The following is a 26,825-nucleotide window of genomic DNA, read 5'->3' as shown; positions in this document are numbered from 1 at the left end:
GACACGAGCCAAGTTTATAAAGATATAAATTACAAGGATAAGCTATTAGCTAAATAACTTTACGTAGGTACACTTGTTAGTCATAACTTATTCTAGAGATATTAATAATAAGCAAATTACATAAGGTAAGACAGAAAATAGAAAATAACAAAAAAGGGCAATTCTGTAGAGGTAATTTTTATGGTTAATCTTCATCAGAAATCACTTTTTGATGTTCTGACTCAACATCAAGCTTATCTATATCGAGCATCTTCAAGATCGGTTAATGAACTTCTTAATTTATTTAATTCCGAAACAGTTAATATGCTTACCAAACTAAGTAAGCTGTTAGATGAGCTAAATGAAAAGGAAAAAACCGCATTGGCGGGGGGGGTTTACTCAACAGCCCCCTTAAAAGAAAAAAGTGCACTGATTTTCAGTGGTTTAATACTACTAACAATATGCTCATTGAAACTTTTACCATCTCTGCTGTGGCATTGGCTGTCTATGAAGTCAGATATATGTCAAAAATTTTTGGTGGTAAACATAACGAGTTAAAAGGTGAACAGCTCTATAAAGCTGCTAAACGTGTTCCTTTAGCAGGTGGAGCATTGGTGGATGAGTTACTTTCTACAATTGCCGAGGTAGCCCGTCAAAGAGTTGAGTATGCAATTCGGGATGGCCTCAATACTGGAGCGACGAATCAACAAATTATTCAAAGGATTCTAGGGACTAAACGCCTTAAATATGAAGATGGATTACTAAATAGCTCTAAGATTGATATTGAACGAACTGTACGTACGATTCGAAGTCATATATCCAATCAGGCCTATTTAAACAGCTATAAACAGTTAAAGTTTGAACATGTCAGATTTGTAAGTGTTCTTGATGGTAGAACCTCAAAAGTATGTGCAGCCCTTGATAGTCGTGTGTGGAATATCAATGATCCTACAAAAAAAGTTCCGCCTTTGCATCCTCATTGCCGCAGTATTCTAGTTCCAACTCATGAGGACGGTCAGCTAGTCGGCAGCCGAGCCTTCATTATGGATGAGAGAAAATTTAGGGATATTCCTAAAAATGAACGTGAACAGTTAATTGGCCAATTAGATGCAAATATGTCATTTAAAGAGTTTTTTAAACTAACAGATGATTTCTTTCAAAAAGAGTGGTTAGGGCCTAAAAGATATCAATTATATAAAGAAGGGGAATTTGATTTTGATAAGTTTTTTGATCCAGAAGGACGGTTATATACACTTGAGGAGCTTAAAGAACTTGATGAGCGAGCTTTTAAAGTATTGGGATTGTGAGATAGAGTAGAAATATTAGAGATAATATTTTTAGTTTTAACTAAATACACACACTTAAACAATTAGTTGAAAAAAGTTTCAATAATCTAGCCAGATAGCATGTTAAGTTTTTCTCAATCATAAAAATTTAGAAAGGATCAAAACATGAAATTTTCCTACCAAGATCTTGCTGGAAATAATATTGAAGTGGAATGTGAAAGTTATATTCATATTCCATCAGGAATAGCTGTAAAATCTACAGAAGCCGGCAATTACCATATTACTGAAAATTTCAGCTTCTATAAAAAAACTCAAGCTGATTCTGTGCCCATCTATCGATTTGCTATTGATCGTAATTCTAATGTTTTTAATAGCGATGAACTGCCAGCATTAGCTCAAATTGGTAAAGATTGGAAAAGTTTAGAATAGTCTTTAACTCAGCATAAAGCCCTCATTCGAGGGTTTTATAATGTACCTTAAATGAGTTATTTCTTTTTAAATACAAGCGTTAAGCCTATTAAAATTGCAATCATTCCTATTAAGCCTGCAAGCGGCAACTTGTTTTTTAAAATTAAAAAATCTAAAAGTGCAGTAACGACAGGTACTAAATAAAATAGGCTTGTTACATTTACAAGATTGCCCTGATTTAGAAGACGGTAAAGTAAAAGTTGAGCAACTACAGAAATTAAAATTCCAAGGAATAAGACCGAAATAATGAGTTGTGAATTCCACGTTATTTCAAAATGTTCAAACGGAACTATAAATAAACAAACTAGAAGGCTAACTATATATTGGAGCGGTAAGACATCTGTTGGGGCTTGTTGAATGTTTTTTTGCATGATGGCCCCAAAAGTTATACAGATCAGTGCTGCTAAGGCAAAGAATATTCCGATTGGAGCGATAAAAGACATAGTTAAGCTTTTCCACACTAAAAGTATGAGTCCGGCTAAAGCAATCAATAGACCTAATAATCTCTCTTTTTGTAAATTCTTTTCTAAAAGACAAAGCGTCAAGATTGGCTGTATTCCCATGATTGTGGCCATTAAACCAGGGGTGACTCCGTGAGCCATGGCTTTAAAATAACAAATTGAATAACCTGCAATAATGAGGAGTCCAGTTAATAAAACTTGCTTTCGAGTTCCATGCTTAGGTAAAAGTCTTTTTCTAAAAATAGCAATTAACAACAGAACAAACAAAGCTGTGGCAAAGCGCAGAATTAATAATGCTATAGGTGAGGCATTGTCGAGTCCCCATCGAGTAAAAATCGCAGCACTACCCCAAAGTAAAACGAAAGTGGATGTCGCACTTTGTGACGCAAGCATCTGTTTATTTAGGCGCATAAAACCTCCTCCTAGTGCGTAATACCTAAGAAATACGAAGTGATAAAATTGTTAGTAAGGACAGTGATTAACGAGTTATTCAGTTGTTAATCAATTCATCGTTAGGGACGTTTAAAAATGAACTGTTTTAACTTCTTATAAGTTCAGTATGAAAGAGACAATAAATAAAGAAAAGCGCATAATTCTTTTATATACTATTTGAAAATCGAATAGATAAATTCTAATGACTTTAAAAAATTTACAGATTGATTGGCTAAAGTGTTTTGTCACCGTAGTAGATACAGGCTCGTTATCAAACGCAGCACCTGAGTTATATCGGTCACAGTCAGCTGTTAGCATGCAACTAAAAAAACTTGAAGAAGCTCTACATTGCCAACTTTTAATACGAACACACCGACAAATTGAATTAACGTCTCAAGGACAGCTACTTTTAGGTTATGCGCGCCGTATTCTTGACTTACATGCAGAAGCCCAAATGGCATTTCACGGAGATGAGCTGAAGGGGCGTATACGCCTTGGGGTGCCCGATGATTATGCAGCGAAATATTTAACACCTGTACTTAAGCGTTTTGCTCCACGTTATGGAGGTGTTGAAATTGAATTAATTTGTGAGCAGTCTACTTCGTTAATACCACGGGTAGAAACTGGGGATATAGACTTGGCATTAATTTCGAGAGATAACGCTCGTCAAGGAACACTTTTATTTCATGAACCAATGGTGTGGGTAGGCTCTCCACAGTTTGAACTCTGGCGAGAAGATCCACTCCCAATTGCAGTTTATGAAAGTACTAGTCAAGCCAAAAAGAGCGCTATTAATTCATTGGCCTTACAGGGACGCCGTTATCGGGTGGTATACAACAGTTCAAGTTTAGCTGGTCAAATTGCAGCGGTGGAAAGTGGTTTAGCAATTGCCGTGTTCACACAGTGTAGTGCGCCTGAGCATTTAACTATTTTAAGTGCTGATCATGGCCTAGGACCTTTAGAACCTATGGAGGTCGCTGTTTATCGGAGTCGGGCATCTTTGGAGTCTAAAGCTGTAGATCACTTATATGACTTACTCCTCAAAACGCTCAGGCATTCAGTTAATATTTAATTTAAGTTTATGTTAGGTGCTCGGCTTTGAACTTGTTGAGTTAAATTTAAATGAGCGCTTAAAGTCAAAACTAAATAGCTTTACATTTTTGCGCTAAATCTACAAAAAAGCCTAGAAACCTATGCTGATCGTAAAACTAATAAAAAGTATTTATTAACTCATCAATCTAAACAATTCATGAGGTGAAACATGACAAAAATTATAGCGACCTTGGGTTTAGCCGCCTTTATTTCTTTGAGTGTGAGTGCTTGCCAAGGTGAAAACGACACAAAACAGCAAGATAAAACCACAACTCCTCATTCAATGGATAAAGATTCATAATCTAGTTGAATGCTCAAAGCCCATCGTAAGATGGGTTTTTTTTATATCTTTTTATTTTTGTCTTAAAGCGTGATTTGTAACACAAAATATTTATTTTTAATGGTGCTGTTCAAAATATGTTGACTAATACACTTGGTTTTAAATATATTTAAATTAGAAACTCATTATTTTAAATAGAACTCTATATTTAAAATAAATTGGTTCAAATATCCTCAGATCAGAAATTTAACCTTTAAGTTTGATTATAAAAATATTAACTAATCAAGGAGGTAGGTATGGACGCTAAATTTCATTCTGAAAATGAATATGGTTTTATTTTAAATATATTGAACAACTATGTTGTTATAAAGAAGACATTAAAAGATGATCATTATCCTTATGATTCATTTGGTTATCTTCTTGCTCTTTATCAACCACTAAAAGTCTATATTCCTCAGCTTCCACATCCAAAAATTTATATTGAGGTTGGTGGAATTTCTTATGACAGAATGATTGTTATGCAAACTGAGGACGAGACAGAAGCCATAAATATTTTATTGAATTTAGGACAACTTGTTGCTTAACAATGAAGTGATATTTTAATGCTGAGTTTAATTTACTTAAGAAAAAGCTTTCTTAAGTAAATTCACGAAAAAATAAAGGCCATAAAATAGTTGTTGGAAAAGAGAACTTAAAGAAATTTTTTAATGTTACTATTTATTCTCATTAAACAAAGAACTTAATAAGATACAAAAAGCCACAAAAGCTAAATCTATAACTTTAAAAGAATTTGTTTATATAACTAAGAATATTAAAAAGTAGGTAATCGTCATGAAAAAAATACTTTTAACAGCATTGGCTGGATTTGCTTTATTAGGAAGTAGTGCTGTGATAGCTAAACCAGATGCTGCTTTATTAAACGAAGCAACAAAAAATGTAGTCACAGTGTCCAAAGTAAAAACTTTGGCTGATGAATCTGGAGTAACTTTAACTGGTACGATCGTAAAGCATATTGCTGGGGATCATTTTGAGTTAAAAGACGCTACGGGTTCAATCATAATTGATATCGATGATGACTTATGGAAACCTCTTGAACTAAAAGCAGGGGATAAAGTACGTGTCGTTGGTGAGGTAGATAAGCATAGAGTTAAGCCTACCGATATTGAAGTTTTCCAAATTGAGCGTGTTAAATAAAAGCTAATATTTTAAGTAAATATTGTTCAAAAACAATGAAAAAGAAAACTCCTATTTTTAGGAGTTTTCTTTTGAAGATAGTAAGTTTTTATTATTGTGTTGCATTAAAAGCCTCATGGTATTTGACATTAGCTTTTGGAATATTGCCCGAGAAAGTTAGAGCCTGAAAATATTCACTTGGTACATCAGGCAAAATTAGCTCAGGATAATTTTTAAAACCAAATCGGCTGTAATAATTTGGATCACCTAATAAAACACATCCTTGAGCGCCAAGTTGTTTTAATTTTTCTAGTGATTTATTGATGAGAAGAGAGCCAACACCGCATCCTTGTTTATTTGGATGAACTGAGATAGGACCTAAACCATACCAACCTATTTCGCCTGAGCTAATCTCAACCGGAGAAATAGCAATATGTCCAATAATAGACTCATCTTCAATTGCAACTAGAGAAATAGTAAGTTGTCCGTGAGCTCTTAGACTATTAACAATAAAATGCTCGGTATGACTTGTGTGCTCAGCATTTTGAAAAGCTGCTTTTGTCAATTCTTCAATGGCTTCAATATCTTCGGCTTGCTCATCACGAATAATAATATTCATTAAAAATTCTTCCATTTTATTGATTAGTTATATGGTTTAACTTTTTAGGTAAGATCCTTTCATTGGTTTTATAGAAATATCCACTAAGGAAAATTAAATATCAAATTAGATTCTAATTTAAATAACTCAGTCACAACAGCTAGTCTATATAGGCTACTTCTATTTCTTTATTTTACCATTCGTTAAATTTTTTTTAATTTTAATTATGTCATTCGTCAGAAAAATTAGATAAATATTTCATGTAATTAATGAGATATATTGATAGATTTATCTAAATTAATTCTGTTTAAAAAATATACTGATTGATAAAAAAGGCAACTTGACTATATTCCATACATATATTGCAAAATCAGCAATATATTTCTAGGATGGAATAAAAATGAAAAAAAGAGTAATAAAAATAGCAATATTGAGCTCATTATCTGTAATCACAAGCATGAGTTATGCGCAGGAATTTAAAAGATTCTCTGTCTCTGCTGGTTGGTTACATGTAATGCCACAAGGTAAAGCTAATCCGTTTAATATTAATACCGCTGTTAAAAATGAGTCCGTAGCTAAAGTTGGTACTATTTCAACAACAAGCTTTTTAAACTCAATTGATCCCAATGCTACTATGACTGATATGGGAGGACAGGTTTGGAATTTAAAAGAATCTCTTACTGAGTTTTTAGCTCAACCCGAAATCCAAGATCAACTTACAGACGGTAACGGGAATATTCTAGCTGATGTTGCTGGTACAGCCCGAATTGAGGGATTGGAAAGCTGGCAGCAGCAAGATGCGGGACTAGAAGTTGATGATGTTGATACACTGGGATTAACTTTTAACTATTATCTGAATGACAATGTGTCTTTACAATTTATTGGCGGTATCCCCCCTAAAGTTGATATAAAAGGTAAAGGTGAAATCTTAGCACCATTAAGTGGAGTCGCTATGTCTCCTAATGGACTAGTTCAATATCTATTCCCTGACGGCTTTACGCTCGGTCAAGCGATTCCAATTACTAACTTAGGAAATAAATCTAAAGCTGCATCTATTCGAGCGTGGACACCAACGATAGAAGCACAATATCAATTTGGTAGAAGTGGAGTAAATAAGTTTAGACCTTATATTGGTGCGGGCTTAATGTATGCTCATTTTAATGACATTAAACTTAATGATGGAATTCACTCTGATTTAGTCTCTGCTGGTCATATGATTCAAAATGTATTGGATGGCAAAGCTGGAGCGGCTTTAGATCGAAAAGAGTCAAGCGGAAAAATGGTGGTTAATGTCGATGCAGATGATACAATAGCCCCTATTTTTACTGCTGGTTTTACCTATGATTTTAATGACTCATGGTACACGGTTGCTTCTGTATCTTATGCAAAACTAAACAACAAAGCACAAATTGATGTAGTCAATCAAAATACGGGAACTCGCTTAATACATGCAACCACCAAAGTTGATATTGATCCGTTGATTACCTATTTAGGGGTAGGATATCGATTTTAAGTTTTAAAAAAGGTATCTCAAAATTAATAATATTAAGTCTTTGAGATACCTTACTTGTTACTATTTATAAAAAGCAACTACTACTCATCAAACTCATACATAAAATAAAATTTGATAAAAATCATTTTTAATATAATTACTTTAAAAATAATTTTGAGGGTTAATAAGTTGAGAAAATTCATTAAAATATTATTACTATCAACGCTCATTTCAGCTACTTCGTTCACTGTCTATGCCAAAAATACTGAGCAAAAAGTTAATTTTTTACAAAGTTCACCACATACCACTTTAACTGGAAAATTTCAGGGCTACGATGATGTAAGGTATAGAGTTTATGCAAAAAAAGGCCAAATATTAAAATTTGATATCAATAGTCTGGGGAATTTAGCCTACATTAATATTTTTGCACCTGGTAAGAAGCCAGGTAAAGATAATGCATTATTAATTGGTTCTAGCTCTGGTTTTAAGGGAGAGCTTACTTTACCAGTTGACGGTGATTATATTATTCAAGTTTATCAAATGCGTAATAGTGCTCGTAAAAATAAAACTGTCAAATATACTTTAGACCTCGAGTTATTAAACAAAGTGAAAAAATAATAACTGATGAAATTTACTAGCTCTCAAATGAGAACTAGTAAATTTGAAAATTGGTATATTACTAACGATTACATTAAAGAAAATGACTCATGAATGCCTGAGCTTTCAACAAACAGTTGATCATGTGAAACGAGCAATACCGCACCTTCATAACTCTGAATAGCATTAGCAAGTAGCTCTCTAGATTCAATATCTAAATGGTTTTCCGGTTCATCTAGTAATAGAAGTTCAGGAGTAGGGCTTATTCGGCTAAGCGCCAATAAAGCTACTTTTAATTTTTCGCCACCACTAAGCTGAGACAATAGTTGGGTACCTTTATCCCCACGAATTCGAAGTTGACCTAGCAAATTTCTCCATTCGAGTTCTGAAAGTTCATTATTCATGTGAGATAAATTTTCAATAACAGTCATTTCATCACACAAAAAGCTAAAGTTCTGGTCGAGATAGAAACACTCTACAGATAAGTGAATGCTGTCACAGGGTCGATTGTTGTGTGCATGAATTGCCTTAAGTAAAGTTGATTTTCCAATACCATTTTGTCCTGTTATATGAATTTTTTGAGCTGCTTGTACAGCTAGATCGATGGGTTTTTGAGTACCATGTTTCAGTTTCAATTTTTTAATCCGCAGAATTTCACCAGATTTCTTATGAAAAGACGGGAAGAAAAACTGTTGAGGTTTAACCGTTTCGAGAAGCAATTTCTTATCTTTTAAATCATTTTGACTGTTCGAAATCTGACGTTGGTGTTGAGACTGTATAGCAGCAATGCTTTGGCCTGCTTGTTCCTTTTTAAAGTCGAGCAAAATTTTGGCTTGAGAATTTGATTCTCTTAATTTATTTCCAGCACGCTCACGTTTTTGAGCTTTCATTAATACATCATGTTGCTTTTGCTTCATGTGCTTAACTTCACGTTGGCTCTGTTGAATAGATTGCTCTAGAGCTGCAATATTGGTTTGATACTGCCCATAAAATTTTTCATAATTTCCGGTGGTGTGATGTAGACCATGTTCATTTAAATGATAAATATGGTCGACTTCATTTAATAAAGTCCGATCATGGCTAATGATAAGACTACCTGCTGGGTGTTTTTTTAAATGATCGATTAACCATTGTCTAGATTCCTGATCTAGATGATTACTAGGCTCATCAAGTAATAGATAGTGGTCTGATTTTAAAAATAAACAGCTTAGAGCCAATTTGGTTTTTTGACCTTCACTTAAATTTTTAACTGGGAAATCTAAATCTATTGGTAGACCAGCAGATTCTAAGAGGTTGTTCCATAAAGTGGGCAGGTCCCATTTACCTTCTAATAAATCATAATCATTGAAGTCGGCACTACCTTGTTCAACTCTTTTAAAAGCTCCGTAAATATCTAAGATATCTAAAGCTTCAGCAATCGTCAGTGCTGTCAAACGATGCAATTGAGGTAAATACGCATGTTTTACATGCCAAGATATTTGCCCTGATGTAACAACTGAATCTAATGCAAGCGTCACATTTAACAATTGCATAAGCAAAGATTTGCCTTGACCGTTACGACCAATTAGGGCAGAGATCTGATTCGATTCAAGACTAAAATTTAAATGCTTAAACATTACCTTTGAAGGGAACTCTAAGGTAAGTTGCGATATTACACATGCCTGCTGAGTCATAAAAAACCTCATAAATACAGGATGTACAAAATAGGAGAATGATAATTTTTAATAGAGACGGTAAATCACAAAAATAGTCTATTTTGCACATCAAAAAAAGAAAAAATTGATGAGAAAAAAGACTTACTTCATTGGCGTGACTCACGAAATTGATGGAATAGTGAACTATTCTATAGGGTTTTTTAGTGGGTGTAAAATTTCTATAAGTTATTTTATTAAAAAGCCCAATTATTAGATTGGGCTTTTATCTTTCAAGTATTTTACTCTTTTACGACTAAAACTTGAATCTTGGTGCTATTTAAAACATCTTGAGCAAAGCTACCCAAAATTAGTTTTTGGAAACCTTTACGACCATGCGAACCAATCACAATCAAATCAGAACCTAAGTCTTCTACGGCTTTCAAAATACCATCTGAAGAAATTTCACCTTGGATGATTTGAGTCTCTGCATCAATGCCTTCTTCAGCACATAAAGCTTTAACTTTTGCGAGAGTTTTTTCTGCATTAGCACGTGCTTCAACAAAATAATCTTTTACAACAGGTGAGATGTAATAAAAATCTACGCCACTAAAAGGATCTACCGCAACCAAACTAATGGCGGTCAATTTACTACCAAATGCTTTTGCAATGTGAGCTGCTTGTCGAGCTGCTGCTAAAGAAATCTCAGAACCATCTACTGGTACAATAATATGTTGGTAATTCATGATGTTATTCCTCTTATTTACAGTTGTTATATGTATGAAGCTTTTATTAATTAAAGATTAACATATTTCATTCTATGGAGATATCTATTCAATTAAAAGTAATTGAAATTAAATAAATTATATATAAATCAAATAATTGAATTGATTGCTTTGCTGATTTTGAACTGATAAGTAAGCTGTAGACCAATAATTGTTAATATTTACATGAAAATTACAAAAAATTACGGTTCATATTTCTGTCATAAAGAAGCCGTATAACAAAATAGTAAATTAAAGGGGGGCTAAGAAAGATGGCAGATTTAACAGCAAAGAAAGTCAATAAACTCATTGAAGAGTTTAGTCAAACAGGTAAAGAACCTCAAAAATTAATCATTGGCTACAAAACTTATGCAAGACTGATGACTGAAGATAAATTTGCGGAAAAAGTTGTTCCTTCACTAGAAGACTCAAAAGAACGCTTATATAAAAACTTAAAAATTAAACTTGTGACTGAAAAGCATTATTTTGAAATTAAATAAAACTTATGTGAACTTTATCACTGTCTATTAAACTAAATTAACATTAAATAAGTTTAATAACATTATTAATGTGTGATGATACAAATTAATAGTGTAATCAACATTTGAAAACAGCAATCGTTTATAAACTCGATAGAATAAATTGCTTTTATTTTAAGTAGTGGAATAAATTGAAATGCCAACAATCAGTGTAATTATTTTTTATATTTTAGCTATATTAGGCAGTATAACAATTGTTTATGGATTAATCAGTTTAAGTGTTTTTTTAATTACAATCGGATTGGCTCTATTATTTGCAGCACTTTTATTAAAAAAAGAATTTAAAATAGATATTTTATTTTGGCAATAAATATAATATTTATTTGTAATTTAATTTATTTATAAACGTATTTCGATATAACTGACATAAAATATGTCAGTTTTTAAAAGATTAAATTAAATTTTTGTAGAGATATGTGGTTAATGATGTTTTTTGATCAAAATAATTACAATAAAATATAAAAGTAAGAAATTTAAAATTTATTTAAGTATTTAAAAATAAAAAAGTTTCAATTAGGATAAAAGTAAAGTAGTAAGACCATTTTAGCTATTAAACAATAACAAAGTGAGGTAGGCATGACTTATAAGTATGAGTATGCAGGGTTCTGGTTAAGATTTGGCGCAATGATTATTGATAGTCTTATTCTTTGTTTAGCAATTATTCCAGCCGCATGGATTTTTTATCGGGGAGATTACGACTTAGTATTTGCTACAGGCTTAAGTAGTCAGCCACAAAACTATTGGTTTGACCTGATTGTGAACTATGCATTTCCTTTTTTATATTCAGTTTTATGTTGGTTGTATTTTGCAGGTACACCCGGCAAACGTTTGATGCGCTTAAAAGTTTTAGATGAAAAAACAGGTAATAAGCTCACAGTCATGCAGAGCATTATTCGATATATTGGCTATATTCCATCAATTTTAGTATTTGGTATTGGTCTTTTTTGGGTGGCATTTGACGCTAAAAAACAAGGCTGGCACGACAAAATGGCAAAATCAGTCGTAGTAAGAGAGTTATAATAAACCATACTGAAAAGCGTTCATAGCATTGAAAATAGGGAGCTATGAACGCTTTTTTTATTAGCTTTTTTTGGCTTTAAATTTGAGCACAACAAATACAATAATTCCGACAACCAATCCCCAAAATGCTGAGCCGATCCCGAAGAATTGAATACCCGAAGCGCTACATAAAAAGGTAAATAATGCAGCTTCACGTTCTTCAATTTGAGCAAAAGCAATCGCAATGTTGTGGCTGATCGTACCAAGTAATGCAATTCCAGCCAAAGCTACAATAAAAATATGAGGAAAAGACATCAATAAACTTGTGAGTGTTGCAGCAAACAAACCCATTAAGATGTAGAAAAAACCACAGCTTATACCTGCAATATAGCGTTTGCTTGGGTCAGGATGAACTTGATCATCTAAGCTTACGGCAGCACTAATCGCAGCAATATTGACGCTATAACAGCCAAACGGTGCAAGCACAACTTGGGTTAAACCTGTCCAGCCAATAAGTTGATTCACATGTGGTTTGTAGCCATAACTTTTGATCATGGCAATACCCGGTAAATATTGAGAAGCCATACTAATTACAAACAGTGGCAGTGCTAAGCCCAAAAGTGCTGACCAGCTAAAGTCAGGACTAATCCAAACAGGTTTTGCTAAAGACCACTGAATTGTAGGCATATGAAATTCTAAAAAGATAGGGCATAGGGCAATACCTGAAATTACGGTAAATACAATGCTATAACGCGGCCATAATCTTTTTGTAATGACATAAATGCTAAGTAAGGACAAAACAAACGCCCAATCATTTTGTAAACTTGCGAAAAGTGAAATACCAAATTTGAGTAGGACGCCTGCCAGCATGGCACTTGTTAAACTTTGAGGAATGTATGACAGCGCTTTTTGAAAAATACCTGAAAAGCCTAAAATCGCTGTTAGTAAACCACCAACTAAGAAAGCACCAATCGCTTCATTTAAACTATATCCACTACCTGTTGCCATAATTAAAGCGAGGCCCGCAGTTGACCAAGCTGTTGCTACGGGATATTTAAATTTCCAAGAAAGGATGAGTCCTGATAAACCAATACCTAAGCCTAAAGCCCAAAACCATGAGGTGATTTGTTCAGATGACGCACCTAAAGCTTGAGCAGCCTGAATCACTAAAATAGCCGAAACACTAATACCAATAAGAAAGGTAATAAAACCAGCAAATACTGCTGGAATTGAAAAATCTTGAAGAATTTTTTGCATGATACGTGTTCTAAATCCAAGAAAAATTAATAGGCTTCTGCCATTGCTTCCAGTTGGGGTGAATTTAACAATTTTTTTTAAGAAGGTGCTTTCTATTTTTAGGTTAAAAAATAAATAATCTTTTTAAATTATTAAATAATGCTATTATTTATTTCATAAATAACAATGGATCAAGAATATTATTTTATGGATGATAAGGCTGAAAATTTGACCCCATTAGAGCTGAAAATTATGCGTGCCTTACAGGAAAATGGGCGTTTAAGTAATGCTGAATTGGCTAAACTTGTAGGTATTAGTACATCATCTTGTTGGAATCATACTCAGCGTCTTTTTAAGATTGGAGCAATCTTGGATGTTCGTGCTCGGATCAATCCCAATACGGTTCAACGTGGTACTGTGGTGTTAGTTGGTGTGGTTTTGGACCGTTCAACCCCTGACAGCTTTCAAGCATTTGAACAAGCATCGGGTGATTTGGAAAATGTTTTAGAGTGTTATCTGGTGGCGGGAGAAGTCGATTATTTTCTAAAAATTCGTGTTAAAGATTTAGCTGCGTTTAACCGATTTCATAGTGAAAAGATTATTGCCTTACCCGGAGTAAGACAAGTCAGAACTTTTTTTGTACTTAATGAAGTTAAAACAGATGGCATGCTGGACTTTTAGCAGTTCATTATATTTTAACTTTCTAATGCAAAACTTATCAGATTAAAATAATTAAATTGTAGAGGTTGCTAGTTTTAAACCAAACCCAAAAAATAGAATTCCTACTAGAAAGATTCCGCTCGCTGCAATTTTATGGTTCTCTTTAAAAAATGCTGAAAGTTTAATTCCAGAGAAGATTAATGCAGTTAAATAACTAAAGCTAATGATCTGTAAAATAACCGCTAAAATTAAAAAGCTTAAAGCTGGGTAGGCATAGTCGGGTTCAACAAACTGAACAAAGAAAGAGAGGAAAAATAAAATCGCTTTAGGGTTGAGTAAACTGATACTAAGTGCTGTTTTATAAGGATGAATTTTATCTAAAGCGGGTAAATCGGCCATTTCTGGTTGAGTTTGATTACGTTGTTTCCAGCGTTGAATACTGCCTTGTAACAGTTTAAAGCCTAAATAAGATAGGTAAAGTGCACCTGTTAATTTAAGAATAACAAATACCCATGGAAATGCTTTAAGTAAAGACGCAGCACCAAGCACTGTACACAGCATTAAAATAAGGTCACCGGTAAAAATACCGAATGCCCCCATATATCCGGTTTTAATGCCGTAACGTGAAGCAATTGACATCACATAAAGAGAATTGGGTCCGGGCAATAACACAATTAGGAATGTACCAATAATATATGTCGTTAAATCTGTTATGCCGAACACGAGAAACCCAATAAAAAACCGATTTTTGTCATGATAACAAAAATCGGTGATTTTGTATGAAAAGTGCAGTTTTTTAAGATTTTATTTCCGCATCAATTCCAAAAGACTGACGTAACAAAAGGCTTAATTGGTCACGTGCTTTGATAAAGCCATCAACACCGCCTTGTAAAAGCTGGAATGCCATTAAGTCATGGTTAAGTTCATCTTTAAAACTTTGTTCATCTTGAGCTGGTCGAACAATCGCTTCTGCTTGTTTTGCTTGAGAGGCATCAAGTGCCGCATCAACTGTACGCGTATCTTGCTCAAGCTGCGTTAGTAAGCTTGGCGAGATGGTTAGCAAATCACATCCAGCTAGACCAAGTACTTGGTCGATGCTACGGAAGCTTGCACCCATCACTTGAGTTGGAATGTTTTGTTGTTTGTAATAGGTATAGATTTTCTTAACTGAAACCACACCTGGATCTTTTTCGATAGGGTAAGCGTCTACACCTTCAGCTTTTTTGTACCAATCTAAGATACGGCCTACAAACGGCGAAATTAAAGTTACTTTTGCATCTGCACATGCTTGAGCTTGATGTAAACCGAAAAGGAGGGTGAGGTTACAAGCAATACCTTCAGCTTCTAACACTTTAGCAGCTTGAATCCCTTCCCAAGTCGAAGCAATTTTAATCAGAATACGTGACTGATCAATCCCATAACCTTTGTAAAGTTGACATAATTCATGTGCTTTTTGAATGGTTGCTTCAGTGTCATATGAAAGAGCAGCATCAACTTCTGTTGAAACTCGGCCTTCAATCAGTTTTAAAATTTCTACACCAAATTTTACGGTTAAAATATCAATGGTTCTTTCGATTAACTCATCGTTGCTATAGCCTTCTTCTTTGGCTTGATAATAAGCATCTTCAATGAGCTCTTTACTTTCTGGTTGTTCTGCTGCTGCCGTAATCAATGAAGGATTAGTCGTTGCGTCTAATGGACGGAATTTACGAATTGCATCAAGGTCACTACTGTCGGCAACAACGGTCGTTAATGTTTTTAATTGGTCAAGTGCTGTATGAGTCATTGATATTCAACATCTTCAGTAATAAATCTTATGTTTTCTTTATAGCACAAAGTCTATTCATGCTGTCGATATATCAATTGTTATATTTCAAAGAAAAACGTTTAGGTTCTGCATCAAATTTGAAATATTTTTAAGGCAGCGGTTGCATTCGTTGCTTACGGATATGTTCAATCAAAAATCTAGCAGCGGCACCAAGCTCACTTTCCCGGCTCCATACCAAGTCGACATAATATTCAAATCGGGGAGTGAAATCTAATAAATCCAATACTTTAAGTTTATTTTTTAATTCAGGATTTTCTTTAAACATTTCTTGAGGAAGAACACCCCAACCCAAATTGCGCAAGATCATTAAACAAGCAGAGTGGTGGTTATCTGTACGCCAGTAATGTTTTGAAAATAATAATTCGGGTTTTAAAGTCTCATCTCGGCTTGCAACTACAATTTGTCGTGTAGTAAGGATCTGCTCATAAGAAACCTGATTTTGGCTTGCGAGAGGATGGTTGTTTGAAATAACCGGAATTAGAGCCTCACGTTTTAGCTCTACGAATTGTTCTCTGTTATCTAGATGCTCACGTTCAAACATCAGTGCAAGTTGGGCCGACCCATCTAATAACATTTGGAGTGCATCTTCTTGAGGGGCAGACACAATATTAATTTGTAAGTCTGGAAAACGACTTTCTAAAAGACAAATATAGTCGGTCCAATTGGTGTGTAAAAGTTCAGACACAATCACAATAGTTAAATTAGCTTCTAACCCTGTACTTAACGCGTGAGCATGCTGTTTCCATTGATTCATCTCAATCAAAAGCTGAGAGGTCTTTTCGTATAACACCCGTGCTTCGTCAGTGGGGATAGGTTCACGGCCTTTACGGTCAAATAAAGTTAAGTCCAGATCAATTTCTAAGTTGGCAATAGACATACTTACAGCCGAAGGAACTTTGCCAAGTTTACGGGCTGCTGCAGAAAAAGAGCCGGTCTCAATCACGGCCTGAAACATGAGTAGTTGTTCTTGATTAATATTCATCTGTCAAAAAAATTGAAAGAACCTGATTGGATTAATCAATATTATAAAAATAAAATGCACATTATCCAAGTTATTATTGAGTATTTAAAAATGTTGATTTCCAAGAGAAGGCTCATTCATGCAATCAGTTATGAAGGAATTTTATTGGTCATCATTGCGATTGCATTAAGTTTTATTTTTGATATGCCAATGGACGTAACCGGTACACTCGGTGTGTTTATGGCAGTGGTTTCAGTTTTCTGGAACATGATTTTTAACCACTATTTTGAAAAAGTAGAGCATAAATATAATTGGGAAAGAACGATCCCTGTGCGGATTTTACATGCGATTGGTTTTGAAGGTGGTTTGCTGATTGCAACTGTACCAATGATTGCATATATGCTTCAGATGAGTGTCATTGATGCACTTATTTTAGATATTGGTTTAACCTTATGTATTTTGGTTTATACCTTTATTTTCCAGTGGTGCTATGACCATATTGAAGATAAATTTTTCCCAGATGCCAAAGCTGCATCACTTCATTAAGCTAATCTATTGAAATGAAATAAGCACCCAAATGGGTGCTTATTTTGTTAGGTCGTTATAGAAATTATTTTTCTACAATCGCAACCACACCTTCACCACCTGCTGTACAGATCGAGATTAATGCGCGGCCTGAACCTTTTTGATTAATCAATTTAGCAGCAGTTGCTAAGATACGACCACCAGTTGCAGCAAATGGATGGCCTGCACCTAAAGATGAACCATTTACGTTCAGTTTAGAACGGTCAATTGAACCCAAAGGTGCATCTAAACCAAGACGCTCTTTACAGAATTTTTCATCTTCCCAAGCTTTCAAAGTAGATAACACTTGAGATGCGAATGCTTCATGGATTTCATAGAAATCGAAGTCTTGAAGTTTAAGGTTTGCACGCTTAAGCATGCGAGGCACCGCATAAGCAGGGGCCATTAACAAACCTTCTTTAGGACCGTTCTTACCAATAAAGTCAACAGCTGCTGTTTCAGAGAAAGAAAGGTAAGCTAAAACTTCATGACCGTTTTCTTTTGCCCACTCTTCAGAAGCAAGCAAGACAACAGAAGCACCGTCAGTTAACGGAGTTGAGTTACCAGCTGTCATTGTCGCAGTTTCGCCTTTACCGAAAACTGGCTTCAATTTAGCAAGTTTTTCAACTGTGCTGTCTGCGCGTAAGTTGTTGTCACGGTTAAGACCTAAGAATGGAGTCATTAAGTCATCAAAGAAACCACGCTCATAAGCAGCAGCAAGTTTTTGATGGCTGCTAGCAGCTAACTCATCTTGTGCTTCGCGAGTGATACCCCATTCTAAAGCAGTGATGGCTTGGTGCTCACCCATTGAAAGGCCAGTACGTGGTTCACCATTGCTTGGTGCATCAAGAAGCTTTTTAAAATCAATTTTTGTTAAAGCTTTAAGACGGTCTTTACCAGTTTTAGCTACATTGAGTTCAAGTAAAACTTTACGTAAACCATCACCTACAGCAATTGGTGCATCAGAAGTGGTGTCTACACCACCTGCAATACCTACGTCAATTTGACCAAGTGCAATTTTGTTTGCAACAACAAAAGCTGCTTGTAAACCTGTACCACAAGCAATTTGAATGTCATAAGCTGGAGTTTCAGGAGCAAGATCTGTGCTCAATACAACTTCACGAGTCATATTAAAGTCACGACTATGTTTTAAAACAGCACCAGCAACGACTTCACCAATACGCTTACCTTGTAAGTTAAAGCGCTCAACCAAACCGTTTAATGCTGCTGTCAGCATGTCAGAATTAGACGCTTTGAAATAAGCAGTATTTGAACGTGCAAATGGAATACGGTTGCCACCAATAATTGCAACGCGGCGAACAGTGTTTTGGCTCATGGTTTTATCCTGTTGAACAGAAGTTTTGGTTTTTGTTGCTTTTGGTGCTGTAGCTACATTTGAAGATGTAGAAGTAGTTGCTGTAGCCGTGCTCTTAGTGCGAGGGCTACGTGCAGGTGCAGTCGTTGAACGAGTACGTGTCGTTTTTGATGTATTAGTTGCTGCTTTAGGAGTAGTGTTGTTACGCTTAGCCGTGTTAGAAGCCGACTTTGATGTATTTGACACTTTTTCCTGAGCAGAATTCTCGACTGCTGGATTTTCTTGAGTTGTTTTGCTCATAAGGCTTTTCCAAGCATAATAACGATATTCTTGTAAGCTACCTTAACACAATTCAAATAGACCTGTATTGACTAGAATGACATTGTAGATAGCATTCAGGTCAAGACATCCAAAGATGAAGTCAAGTATGATTTGGAGTAACTCTAATGAACGACTGCTTTCATATTGTTGCTATTCATCTCATAACATAATGAAGCCTGTCGTAGAAAATTCATTTCTTTGAGAGATAATAATCATGACTGATCAATACCAAGCATTTACACAATCTCCTATTGGTAAATTCGTTGTTAAAAATCTGGGTTTACCATCGCCAGTTGTATTAGAGCGTTTTGAAAGTGCTCAGCCAGTAGTGAATGGTGCAGTATTGGTTGGCGCAGCGCCGTCAAGTGTATTATCTGGTGCGATTGCACAAGTACTTAGCAATGTTCATGCAGATAGCTATGTAGGCAATAACGTTGCTTTGCAACAAGAAGCTGCAAAAGTTGGTTTAAATTTACGTCCATTCAATGCAGGCGATAAAGAATCAAAATTCAAAGCAGTTGTATTTGATGCATCTGGTATCCAAAACTCAGAACAGTTAAATGAACTTTATAAATTCTTTAACCCAATTGCACGTCAAGTTGCGACTTCTGGTCGAGTGATTGTGATTGGTACAGCTCCTGAAACTGCAAAAACTGTAAAACAAGCAATCGCTCAGCGCGCACTTGAAGGCTTTATCAAATCTGTAGGTAAAGAATTTAAAAAGGGTATTACTGCTCAAGTTGTCTATGTAGACGAAGGTGCTGCTGCAAACCTTGAATCAACTTTACGTTTCTTACTTTCTCCGCGTTCGGCTTATGTATCTGGTCAAGTGATTCGTGTATCTAAAGCAGATGTAGTTGATGTTGATTGGGCAAAACCGCTTGCTGGTAAAACTGCGTTGGTAACAGGTGCGAGCCGTGGTATCGGTGAAGCCATTGCGCATGTATTGGCACGTGACGGCGCGCATGTTATTTGTCTAGATGTACCACAACAACAAGCTGACCTTGACCGTGTAGCGGCTGATATTGGCGGTTCTACATTGGCAATTGACATTACGGCTGCTGATGCGGGTGAAAAAATTAAAACTGCTGCTGCAAAACAAGGCGGTTTAGATATTATTGTTCATAACGCAGGTATTACACGTGACAAAACTTTGGCAAACATGAAGCCAGAGCTTTGGGATTTGGTAATTAATATTAACTTGTCTGCTGCTGAACGCGTAAATGACTACTTGTTAGAAAACGATGGTCTAAATGCAAATGGCCGTATTGTTTGTGTATCATCAATTAGCGGTATTGCTGGTAACCTTGGTCAAACAAACTATGCTGCGTCGAAAGCAGGTGTGATTGGTCTAGTGAAATTTACTGCGCCTATCTTAAAAAATGGTATTACCATTAACGCAGTAGCACCTGGCTTTATCGAGACTCAAATGACTGCTGCGATTCCATTTGCAATTCGCGAAGCTGGTCGCCGTATGAACTCGATGCAACAAGGTGGTTTACCTGTTGATGTAGCGGAAACTATTGCATGGTTTGCATCAACTGCTTCTACAGGCGTAAACGGCAACGTTGTACGAGTGTGTGGTCAAAGCTTGTTGGGCGCTTAAGCACTTTTAGCTAAATAGGGGGTGCTTGTGCATCCCTTTTTTATTCAAGAATCTATAAATTATAAAAGGTTAGGTATGAATACTCGTCATTTTAGCCAGCTACCAAAAGCGGCATTGGCTTATCCAAAAGTAGTGCAAGGTTTAATTTTTAAAAAGCCGAAAGGTCCAAAAATATTACCGCAAGTTGAATATGTGGTAGATACTTTAGAAATTGATCAGAACCACCTCAAAGCTTATAACGAAGTATGTGGCTTTCAAAATAATGGCTTTGTACCAGCAATTTATTTGGCTGTACTTTCTCAAAGTTTGCAAATGCACATGATGACGGCAGAAGCCTTTCCATTTCCAATTTTAGGTTTAGTCCATATTCGTAACCAGATTAAACAGACCAGACCAATTGCTGTGACTGAAAAATTAACTTTGTCATGTAAATTTGGGGAACTAAAACCGCATGATAAAGGTGTTCAGTTCGACTTTATTACCACGGCAAAAGTTGGCAATGAAGTGGTGATGGAAGGCTTAACGACTTATTTATCTCGCCAAAAAGTTGAGAAAAGAGTAGGTGAGAAAGCCAAAGAAGAACAAGCACCAGCTTATGTTCCAAAGGCAGAGTGGAATATTTTAGAAAACACAGGTCGCCGTTATGCGAAAGTGTCTGGTGATTTTAACTTAATTCACATTCATGCCATTACTGCAAAAGCATTTGGCTTTAAGCAAGCCATTGCACATGGTATGTGGAGCAAAGCTAAAGCATTAGCAAACCTTGAATTACCAAATGCTTATGAAGCAGATGTATGGTTTAAGCTGCCAATGTTCTTACCGTCAAAAGTTGAGTTTTTAACTGCCAATACAGATAAAAAGACTGATTTCTTAATTCGTAATGCGAAATCCCAAAAACCGCATGTTGCAGGAACAGTAAAAGCATTATAAAAATATCAGCAGCCTGAACAGAGGTTTGGGCTGCTTTTGAGCAAAATAACAAAAAATGCAAGGAACTTCATGTGATTAAAGAGATTTTACTGGCCGATACCCATAACTATCACGGTATTTTAGATGAACGTTTTATTGATTTAGCTCACCAGTTTAGCCGTCTTCAAGATGCTAGAACAGGACAAGGTGGAGCTGCTTTAGCGGTTTATTTTAGAGGTCAGAAAGTTGTAGATATCTACACGGGTCTAAAATCACAAACCGAAGCTTGGCAACCTGACACATTGGCAGTTTGTTATTCTACAGGTAAGGGCATACTTGCAACTTTAGCGCATATTTTAGTAAGTGAAGGTTTTTTAGAATACGACAAACCGATTGCGACTTATTGGCCTGAGTTTGCTCAAAATGGAAAAGAGCAAATGACATTGCGTCATGTGCTAAGCCATCAAAGTGGCATGTTTGATGTGCGAAATATCATCGAAAGTGCGCGAGAAATGCTCGACTGGTCACACATGTTAGATGTGGTCGCGGCGACTAAGCCAAGATTCCTTGCAGGAGAGGGTAATGCTTATCAAGCTTTAACATTTGGTTGGCTTGTCGGTGGTGTACTTGAAAAAGCAACTGGTCAATCTTTAGATCAGCTCATGCAAAAATATCTGGTTGAACCGTTGCAGTTAGACGGCGCTTATTTTGGGACGCCTGCAAATGAGTTGGATCGTGTAGCACGTTTAATTATTCAACAAAAACCTGAAAAACCAGCGGCTCCCCAAGTTGAAAAAACTAAAAAGCCTCAAGCACGCAAGAGTTCACTCTCTGAAAAAATGATTACGTGGACGGGTCAAAACCCTCAAGACTTTCAAGATGCCATGATTCCAAAAGGAATGAAACATCTTAGTTTCTTTAGTGACGAGGGGTTGCAAGCAGTCATTCCAGCAGCAAACGGCACATTTACTGCAAATAGTCTTGCTAAAATTTATGCGATGCTAGCAAATCAAGGTGAATGGGATGGACATCAAATTATTCGCCCAGAAGTATTTAAAGAGCTCAGCATCATCCAAAGTTATGCACGTGATCGTGTTATGCCAATTCCGATGAATTGGCGTTTAGGCTATCACCGCATTATTACCATGGGTAAACGCGCTAAAAATGGGTTTGGGCATATTGGTTACAATGGTTCAGGAGCGTGGTGTGATCCTGAGCGTGACCTCAGCTTTGCTTATACCCATAACTTCCAGATTGGTTCAATCACAGGTGATTATCGTTTGTGGGGACTGACTCAAGAAGCCTTACGTTGCACCGACCAAATTTTAAAAGGTCGTAAAGGCTGGTTCTAATTTTAGTATTTTAAAGCTGGCATTCTAATCAATGCCAGCTTCTATATTTATAATAATTCTAGGCGAATAATCGCTTCGGTATGGCGCTTGAAGTCTTCTTCAGCTAAACCTTGTAAACCAAGTTTATAAATACCTTCTAAGCCGCAAACAAAGGCAATGAGTCGCCATGCAATGTCTGTGGAATTTGATCTGTTTTTAAATTCGCCTTCTTTTTGGCCACACTCAATCGCTTGCACAATTGTTTGATGCCAACTTTGCATAGCAAGGTTATAAGCCTTTTGTATTTCAATATCTTGCTCAATCAAGAGTTCAGCTTCATTCCATAAACGTAAGTAGGGCTGAAGTTTGTCGATATTTTCTGCACCCAATAGGATGAAGAGTCTTTGAAATTGGCTGGTTGTTTGGAGAGTTTGTTCAATTTCATCGAGCTGTTCCATCAGCTTTAAAAAAGCTTCAGCTTTTAAATGAGATGCCGAAGAAAAGTGGTGGTGAACTTGTCCGGTAGAGGTTTGCGCTTCTGTTGCGATTCGGCGTACCGTCATGGCTGTAAAACCTTCAGCCAAAGCGACTTGCATGGCAGCTTGCAGAATCATTTCTCTACGTTGATCGCGATTAAGATAGGCCATGTTTCTTTCACCTGACTGAATTCGACACAAATTACATTAAAACTAAAAGTTGGACAAGTGTCCAATTGTGTATATAATAACCATGATTTGAACACATGTCCAAGTTTTGGATATTGAAGAGCGTTATGCAAAAAAAATGGTTAATCCTGACAATTATCGTCCTTATTTATTTACCGGTTACAATTGATGCAACGGTGATGCATGTTGCAACACCATCTTTAAGTGCAGCATTGAATTTAACTGCCAATCAGCTTTTATGGGTTATTGATATTTATTCACTGATTATGGCGGGTTTGATTTTGCCAATGGGCGCACTCGGTGATCGTATTGGCTTTAAAAAATTATTATTTATTGGAACCGCAGTTTTTGGTGTCGGTTCTCTAGCTGCTGCCTTTTCTCCAACAGCTTACGCGTTAATTGCTTCCCGCGCTGTTTTAGGTTTAGGGGCAGCCATGCTTATTCCAGCCACTTTATCCGGCATCCGTAATGCCTTTACCGAAGAAAAACAGAGAAATTTTGCACTTGGTCTTTGGTCTACAGTGGGTGGTGGTGGAGCAGCTTTTGGTCCATTAGTCGGTGGTTTTGTACTAGAACACTTCCATTGGGGAGCTGTATTTCTTATCAATATCCCGATTATTTTAGTGGTTCTGGTCATGATTGTGATGATTATCCCTAAACAACAAGAGAAGACTGATCAGCCAATTAATTTAGGGCAAGCTTTAATTTTGGTTGTAGCCATTTTAAGCCTGATCTATTCAATCAAATCGGCTATGTACAGCTTGTCGATACTTACAGTCGTGATGTTTGTAATTGGTATAAGTACTTTAATCCACTTCATTCGAAGCCAAAAAAGAGCTATGACGCCAATGATTGATCTGGAATTGTTTAAACATCCAGTGATTTCTACCAGCATTGTTATGGCAGTTGTTTCTATGATTGCTTTGGTTGGTTTTGAATTACTTTTGTCTCAAGAATTGCAGTTTGTACATGGGTTTTCACCATTACAGGCAGCCATGTTTATTATTCCATTCATGATTGCGATTAGTTTAGGAGGTCCATTAGCTGGAATTTGCTTGAATAAGTGGGGACTTAGACTTGTATCTACTGTTGGTATTTTAATAAGTGGATTTAGTCTATGGGGACTTGCCCAACTCAACTTCTCGACCGACCACTTTTTAGCATGGACGTGTATGGTCTTTTTAGGCTTTAGCATTGAGATTGCTTTACTTGCTTCAACTGCTGCGATTATGTCATCTGTACCTCCGCAAAAGGCGAGTGCAGCAGGTGCCATTGAAGGGATGGCTTACGAGCTTGGGGCTGGTTTGGGCGTTGCTATATTTGGGTTAATGTTATCTTGGTTTTATAGTCGTTCAATTATTTTGCCAGAACAGCTCCCAACGGACTTAATTGAAAAAGCGAGTATCTCGATTGGAGAAACCATACAATTAGCGTCTAACCTTGAAAATCCTTTGGGAGGGCAATTAATTGCAGTTGCGCAGCAAGCTTTTAGCTATGCCCATAGTTGGGTGCTTACCATTTCAGCTATTTGTTTCTTCCTTTTAACTGTATTTGTCTGGTTGAGCTTTCCAAAGAAAGTAAATTAAAACTAAAGGATAAAAAGAGAGGCTACCTTTCTTTTTATCCTTAAATATCTTTTTAATATTTTCTACATATTAAAAATTGGTTATTTAATTCTCATAAATAAACTATTCTTTAAAAAGGTTCATATTTTTATTTCAAAATGATTCAGTGGTCATGTAATTGAAATTTAATGAAAAAATAATTATTGTGAAATTGACTGCGTAAAAATGGTTTGCTAACCTGCTATTCGAAAAATCTAAAAACAAATAAAAGAGGCTGCTGTGAATTTTAAATTAAAAACATCACTCATTATTGGAGCAATTGTTGCGTCTTCACTTGTATATGCCGCAACTGTACTTTCACCAAATCAGAATAATAATAGTGGATCAATTCCATCCGGTTATTCAGATTTAGAATTTAATCTAGCAAATGGGAATTGGGTCAAAAACCTCACTTTACCCACAAGCGCTAATAATTTGGACAAAATTACAATTCGTTCTAGTGCTGCCTATAGTAGTTATCTAGATATTTCTAATACCAATATTCCGTTAGAGGTTTTAAAGATAAATAGTGGTGATGTTTACCAATTCATCTTTAATAGTAGTCAAAATAAATGGATCGCTCAATTAGCGACAGTGAGTCCTACTAATGGTGCGACCTATGAAGTCGTTCCATTAACAACTGCATCAATGCAAAAAGTACTTATTCAAAATGACAAATGGGCACAAACCATAGCATTACCGAGTGATGTACGTGATGGAACAACCGTACAAGTTGTTTCTACAGCAAGTGCAAGTTCGGACATTGATAAAACAAACTTACTATTCCCGAGCAGTTTTATATTAAAAAATGGCTCTGAATATTGGTTTAAATATTATTCTGCTTTAGGAAAATGGGTTCCAGAGTATATAAAACCACAGAAGCTAAATGTTCAGCAAATTGGAACGTCATTAGCGACAGTTAATAGTCCACTTACAGAAATTTCATTTGGAGATGGAAACTGGGTTTCCAATTTCACTTTGCCTACCACTGCAAGTGATCGAGATAGAATTATTATCAAGTCTACTGCAACTTGGTCTGCAAAAATTAATAATACTAATATTAATAGCCAAGCGACTTTAACGCTTAAAACAGGCGATCAATATGAGTTTATGTATGTAAGCGACAAAGGATATTGGCAACTGATCTCTTCACCTACAAAGGTGATTGATTCAGCCGCAACAATCCCTGCAACTTTACCAAATATGACTCAGCCTACTTTAAAGGTGAAACTGTCTACATCAAATTGGCAGCCGACCTTGCAGCTACCCGCTAAAGCTCAAGTCGGGGATAAGGTGGTTATTGTGTCAAATGCATCGGCAGACACTTATATTAATGCCCCTAATGGCTTGTCTACTACAATTAAAAATGGTGAAAATCGCCGTTTTATATACACCGCTCAAGGCTGGACAGTAGATAGTTATACAATTGATATGTTGTTGGTTTCTAGCCCGGAGGTAAACTCAATTTTAGGAGAAAGCGCTGCAAAACTTAGAATGATTGAAGGCGTAAATTTAACGAATTTAACTGCTGAAAATTCGAATGCACGTTTTTACTTAAGAGATGTAGGTTACCTAACTTACAAAATTCCTGCTGCCACTTTAAAAGAAGCAATCTCTACTGGACGAGATGACACGACGGTACAAAATGAGCGAAAACGTGTATTGGCAGATGGTATCTATTATCAAGGTAATGAACCAGGTGATGGCGGTTGTGGTTGGGCTTGGATTAATGCTTCTGCATATAACATGATTGGCGCAAATGATATTGCAGGTTGTTCTTTCGCGGCCATGCGTCATGAAGTCGGGCACAATCTTGGTCTGTACCATAATGGTTCAACTAATATTGGCTCAGGTTTTGCCCATCCGTTAGGAAGTACTGCAATGGGTGGCAATAATATTAATTTCTATTCGAGTCCATATCTGTATAACCCTAAATATGGTGTACGTTTAGGGGAAGAAGGAAAAATTGATGCTGTCAGTGTCATTAACCTGAATGCGCAGAAAATTTCTCTATATAACTAATCTCTATTTTTA

27 protein-coding genes and 2 pseudogenes are annotated in these 26,825 nt (G+C 36.0%); 19 read left to right on the top strand and 10 right to left on the bottom strand.

Annotated features, from left to right (window positions below):
* Nucleotides 1-180: 180 nt before the first annotated feature.
* A pseudogene (locus J663_RS01515) lies at nucleotides 181-1,286 on the top strand (minor capsid protein).
* 144 nt (nucleotides 1,287-1,430) lie between these two features.
* Nucleotides 1,431-1,694, top strand: coding sequence for a hypothetical protein (locus J663_RS01510; RefSeq protein WP_033847401.1), 264 nt, complete (start codon nucleotides 1,431-1,433; stop codon nucleotides 1,692-1,694).
* Nucleotides 1,695-1,750: 56 nt separating this feature from the next.
* Here the strand turns inward: J663_RS01510 and J663_RS01505 are convergent, their stop codons facing one another.
* Entirely contained in the window at nucleotides 1,751-2,605 is an 855-nt protein-coding gene (locus J663_RS01505; protein WP_033847399.1) for a DMT family transporter, read from the bottom strand.
* A gap of 223 nt (nucleotides 2,606-2,828) precedes the next feature.
* On the opposite strand from J663_RS01505, the gene J663_RS01500 reads away from it, so the two are divergent.
* From J663_RS01500 to J663_RS01485, 4 genes are all read left to right on the top strand, one after another.
* Nucleotides 2,829-3,698, top strand: a complete 870-nt coding sequence (locus J663_RS01500; protein WP_005073761.1) for a LysR family transcriptional regulator — start codon at nucleotides 2,829-2,831, stop codon at nucleotides 3,696-3,698.
* Between the two features lie 189 nt (nucleotides 3,699-3,887).
* The gene (locus tag J663_RS18675) at nucleotides 3,888-4,019 is read left to right on the top strand and encodes a hypothetical protein (protein ID WP_002114618.1); all 132 of its coding nucleotides are present in this window, start codon (nucleotides 3,888-3,890) and stop codon (nucleotides 4,017-4,019) included.
* A gap of 275 nt (nucleotides 4,020-4,294) precedes the next feature.
* Entirely contained in the window at nucleotides 4,295-4,582 is a 288-nt protein-coding gene (locus tag J663_RS01490) for a hypothetical protein (protein ID WP_017398397.1), read from the top strand.
* Between the two features lie 247 nt (nucleotides 4,583-4,829).
* The gene (locus J663_RS01485) at nucleotides 4,830-5,192 is read left to right on the top strand and encodes a NirD/YgiW/YdeI family stress tolerance protein (RefSeq protein ID WP_005073765.1); all 363 of its coding nucleotides are present in this window, start codon (nucleotides 4,830-4,832) and stop codon (nucleotides 5,190-5,192) included.
* A 91-nt stretch (nucleotides 5,193-5,283) separates the two neighbouring features.
* Here the strand turns inward: J663_RS01485 and J663_RS01480 are convergent, their stop codons facing one another.
* Entirely contained in the window at nucleotides 5,284-5,790 is a 507-nt protein-coding gene (locus tag J663_RS01480; RefSeq protein ID WP_005803527.1) for a GNAT family N-acetyltransferase, read from the bottom strand.
* Between the two features lie 379 nt (nucleotides 5,791-6,169).
* Between J663_RS01480 and J663_RS01475 the strand changes: the two genes are divergently transcribed.
* The 3 genes and pseudogenes from J663_RS01475 to J663_RS01470 all read left to right on the top strand — a co-directional run bounded on the left by J663_RS01475 (nucleotide 6,170) and on the right by J663_RS01470 (nucleotide 7,879).
* Entirely contained in the window at nucleotides 6,170-7,282 is a 1,113-nt protein-coding gene (locus J663_RS01475) for an OmpW/AlkL family protein (protein WP_033847396.1), read from the top strand.
* Nucleotides 7,283-7,326: 44 nt separating this feature from the next.
* A pseudogene (locus J663_RS19525) lies at nucleotides 7,327-7,413 on the top strand (hypothetical protein); the annotation flags it as partial.
* 37 nt (nucleotides 7,414-7,450) lie between these two features.
* Nucleotides 7,451-7,879: a PPC domain-containing protein gene (locus J663_RS01470; RefSeq protein ID WP_033847395.1), complete on the top strand. Its 429-nt coding sequence runs from the start codon at nucleotides 7,451-7,453 to the stop codon at nucleotides 7,877-7,879.
* Nucleotides 7,880-7,947: 68 nt separating this feature from the next.
* Here J663_RS01470 and J663_RS01465 read toward each other — a convergent pair whose 3' ends face one another.
* Both J663_RS01465 and J663_RS01460 read right to left on the bottom strand, forming a co-directional pair.
* Nucleotides 7,948-9,531 (bottom strand): ATP-binding cassette domain-containing protein, encoded by a 1,584-nt coding sequence (locus tag J663_RS01465; RefSeq protein WP_033847393.1) that lies wholly within the window; start codon nucleotides 9,529-9,531, stop codon nucleotides 7,948-7,950.
* A gap of 260 nt (nucleotides 9,532-9,791) precedes the next feature.
* Complete coding sequence (locus J663_RS01460) at nucleotides 9,792-10,235, bottom strand: universal stress protein (protein WP_002115225.1); 444 nt, start codon at nucleotides 10,233-10,235, stop codon at nucleotides 9,792-9,794.
* Nucleotides 10,236-10,525: 290 nt separating this feature from the next.
* Here J663_RS01460 and J663_RS01455 point away from each other — a divergent pair, with 290 nt between their 5' ends.
* The 3 genes from J663_RS01455 (at nucleotide 10,526) to J663_RS01445 (ending at nucleotide 11,812) form a co-directional block, all read left to right on the top strand.
* Nucleotides 10,526-10,753 carry a hypothetical protein gene (locus J663_RS01455; RefSeq protein WP_002115208.1) on the top strand — a complete coding sequence of 76 codons (228 nt, stop codon included), beginning with the start codon at nucleotides 10,526-10,528 and terminating at the stop codon, nucleotides 10,751-10,753.
* Nucleotides 10,754-10,928: 175 nt separating this feature from the next.
* The gene (locus J663_RS18670; protein WP_033847392.1) at nucleotides 10,929-11,102 is read left to right on the top strand and encodes a hypothetical protein; all 174 of its coding nucleotides are present in this window, start codon (nucleotides 10,929-10,931) and stop codon (nucleotides 11,100-11,102) included.
* A 266-nt stretch (nucleotides 11,103-11,368) separates the two neighbouring features.
* Nucleotides 11,369-11,812, top strand: coding sequence for an RDD family protein (locus tag J663_RS01445; RefSeq protein WP_005068725.1), 444 nt, complete (start codon nucleotides 11,369-11,371; stop codon nucleotides 11,810-11,812).
* Between the two features lie 60 nt (nucleotides 11,813-11,872).
* Here J663_RS01445 and J663_RS01440 read toward each other — a convergent pair whose 3' ends face one another.
* Nucleotides 11,873-13,048 carry a benzoate/H(+) symporter BenE family transporter gene (locus tag J663_RS01440; RefSeq protein WP_033847390.1) on the bottom strand — a complete coding sequence of 392 codons (1,176 nt, stop codon included), beginning with the start codon at nucleotides 13,046-13,048 and terminating at the stop codon, nucleotides 11,873-11,875.
* Nucleotides 13,049-13,234: 186 nt separating this feature from the next.
* Here J663_RS01440 and J663_RS01435 point away from each other — a divergent pair, with 186 nt between their 5' ends.
* Nucleotides 13,235-13,708: an Lrp/AsnC family transcriptional regulator gene (locus J663_RS01435; RefSeq protein WP_033847389.1), complete on the top strand. Its 474-nt coding sequence runs from the start codon at nucleotides 13,235-13,237 to the stop codon at nucleotides 13,706-13,708.
* Nucleotides 13,709-13,759: 51 nt separating this feature from the next.
* Here the strand turns inward: J663_RS01435 and leuE are convergent, their stop codons facing one another.
* From leuE to J663_RS01420, 3 genes are all read right to left on the bottom strand, one after another.
* Nucleotides 13,760-14,410 (bottom strand): leucine efflux protein LeuE, encoded by a 651-nt coding sequence (leuE, locus tag J663_RS01430; protein ID WP_025466523.1) that lies wholly within the window; start codon nucleotides 14,408-14,410, stop codon nucleotides 13,760-13,762.
* 73 nt (nucleotides 14,411-14,483) lie between these two features.
* Nucleotides 14,484-15,473, bottom strand: a complete 990-nt coding sequence (gene tal / locus J663_RS01425; protein WP_033847388.1) for a transaldolase — start codon at nucleotides 15,471-15,473, stop codon at nucleotides 14,484-14,486.
* Between the two features lie 130 nt (nucleotides 15,474-15,603).
* Complete coding sequence (locus tag J663_RS01420; RefSeq protein WP_033847386.1) at nucleotides 15,604-16,497, bottom strand: LysR family transcriptional regulator; 894 nt, start codon at nucleotides 16,495-16,497, stop codon at nucleotides 15,604-15,606.
* Nucleotides 16,498-16,587: 90 nt separating this feature from the next.
* Between J663_RS01420 and aceI the strand changes: the two genes are divergently transcribed.
* Complete coding sequence (gene aceI / locus J663_RS01415; protein WP_005073799.1) at nucleotides 16,588-17,022, top strand: chlorhexidine efflux PACE transporter AceI; 435 nt, start codon at nucleotides 16,588-16,590, stop codon at nucleotides 17,020-17,022.
* Between the two features lie 64 nt (nucleotides 17,023-17,086).
* Here the strand turns inward: aceI and J663_RS01410 are convergent, their stop codons facing one another.
* Nucleotides 17,087-18,655, bottom strand: coding sequence for an acetyl-CoA C-acetyltransferase (locus J663_RS01410; protein WP_033847385.1), 1,569 nt, complete (start codon nucleotides 18,653-18,655; stop codon nucleotides 17,087-17,089).
* A 235-nt stretch (nucleotides 18,656-18,890) separates the two neighbouring features.
* Between J663_RS01410 and J663_RS01405 the strand changes: the two genes are divergently transcribed.
* From J663_RS01405 to J663_RS01395, 3 genes are all read left to right on the top strand, one after another.
* A complete protein-coding gene (locus tag J663_RS01405; RefSeq protein WP_033847383.1) occupies nucleotides 18,891-20,282 on the top strand; it encodes a 3-oxoacyl-ACP reductase in 1,392 nt (463 codons plus the stop codon).
* A gap of 75 nt (nucleotides 20,283-20,357) precedes the next feature.
* The gene (locus tag J663_RS01400; RefSeq protein WP_032038164.1) at nucleotides 20,358-21,212 is read left to right on the top strand and encodes a MaoC family dehydratase; all 855 of its coding nucleotides are present in this window, start codon (nucleotides 20,358-20,360) and stop codon (nucleotides 21,210-21,212) included.
* A 71-nt stretch (nucleotides 21,213-21,283) separates the two neighbouring features.
* On the top strand, nucleotides 21,284-22,543 hold the full coding sequence (locus J663_RS01395) for a serine hydrolase domain-containing protein (RefSeq protein WP_033847382.1): 1,260 nt from the start codon (nucleotides 21,284-21,286) through the stop codon (nucleotides 22,541-22,543).
* A 47-nt stretch (nucleotides 22,544-22,590) separates the two neighbouring features.
* Here the strand turns inward: J663_RS01395 and J663_RS01390 are convergent, their stop codons facing one another.
* The gene (locus tag J663_RS01390; RefSeq protein WP_000323814.1) at nucleotides 22,591-23,169 is read right to left on the bottom strand and encodes a TetR family transcriptional regulator; all 579 of its coding nucleotides are present in this window, start codon (nucleotides 23,167-23,169) and stop codon (nucleotides 22,591-22,593) included.
* A gap of 125 nt (nucleotides 23,170-23,294) precedes the next feature.
* Here J663_RS01390 and amvA point away from each other — a divergent pair, with 125 nt between their 5' ends.
* Nucleotides 23,295-24,773 (top strand): multidrug efflux MFS transporter AmvA, encoded by a 1,479-nt coding sequence (amvA, locus tag J663_RS01385; protein ID WP_033847380.1) that lies wholly within the window; start codon nucleotides 23,295-23,297, stop codon nucleotides 24,771-24,773.
* Nucleotides 24,774-25,031: 258 nt separating this feature from the next.
* Nucleotides 25,032-26,813: a metalloendopeptidase CpaA gene (gene cpaA / locus J663_RS01380; protein WP_033847379.1), complete on the top strand. Its 1,782-nt coding sequence runs from the start codon at nucleotides 25,032-25,034 to the stop codon at nucleotides 26,811-26,813.
* The last annotated feature ends 12 nt before the right edge of the window (nucleotides 26,814-26,825 follow it).

Origin of the sequence: Acinetobacter sp. 826659, assembly GCF_000588515.1 — a bacterium.
GTDB classification, from domain to species: Bacteria; Pseudomonadota; Gammaproteobacteria; order Pseudomonadales; family Moraxellaceae; genus Acinetobacter; species Acinetobacter pittii.
Note: the sequence above shows the minus strand (reverse complement) of the source record. Positions and strands in the feature narration are given on the sequence as shown.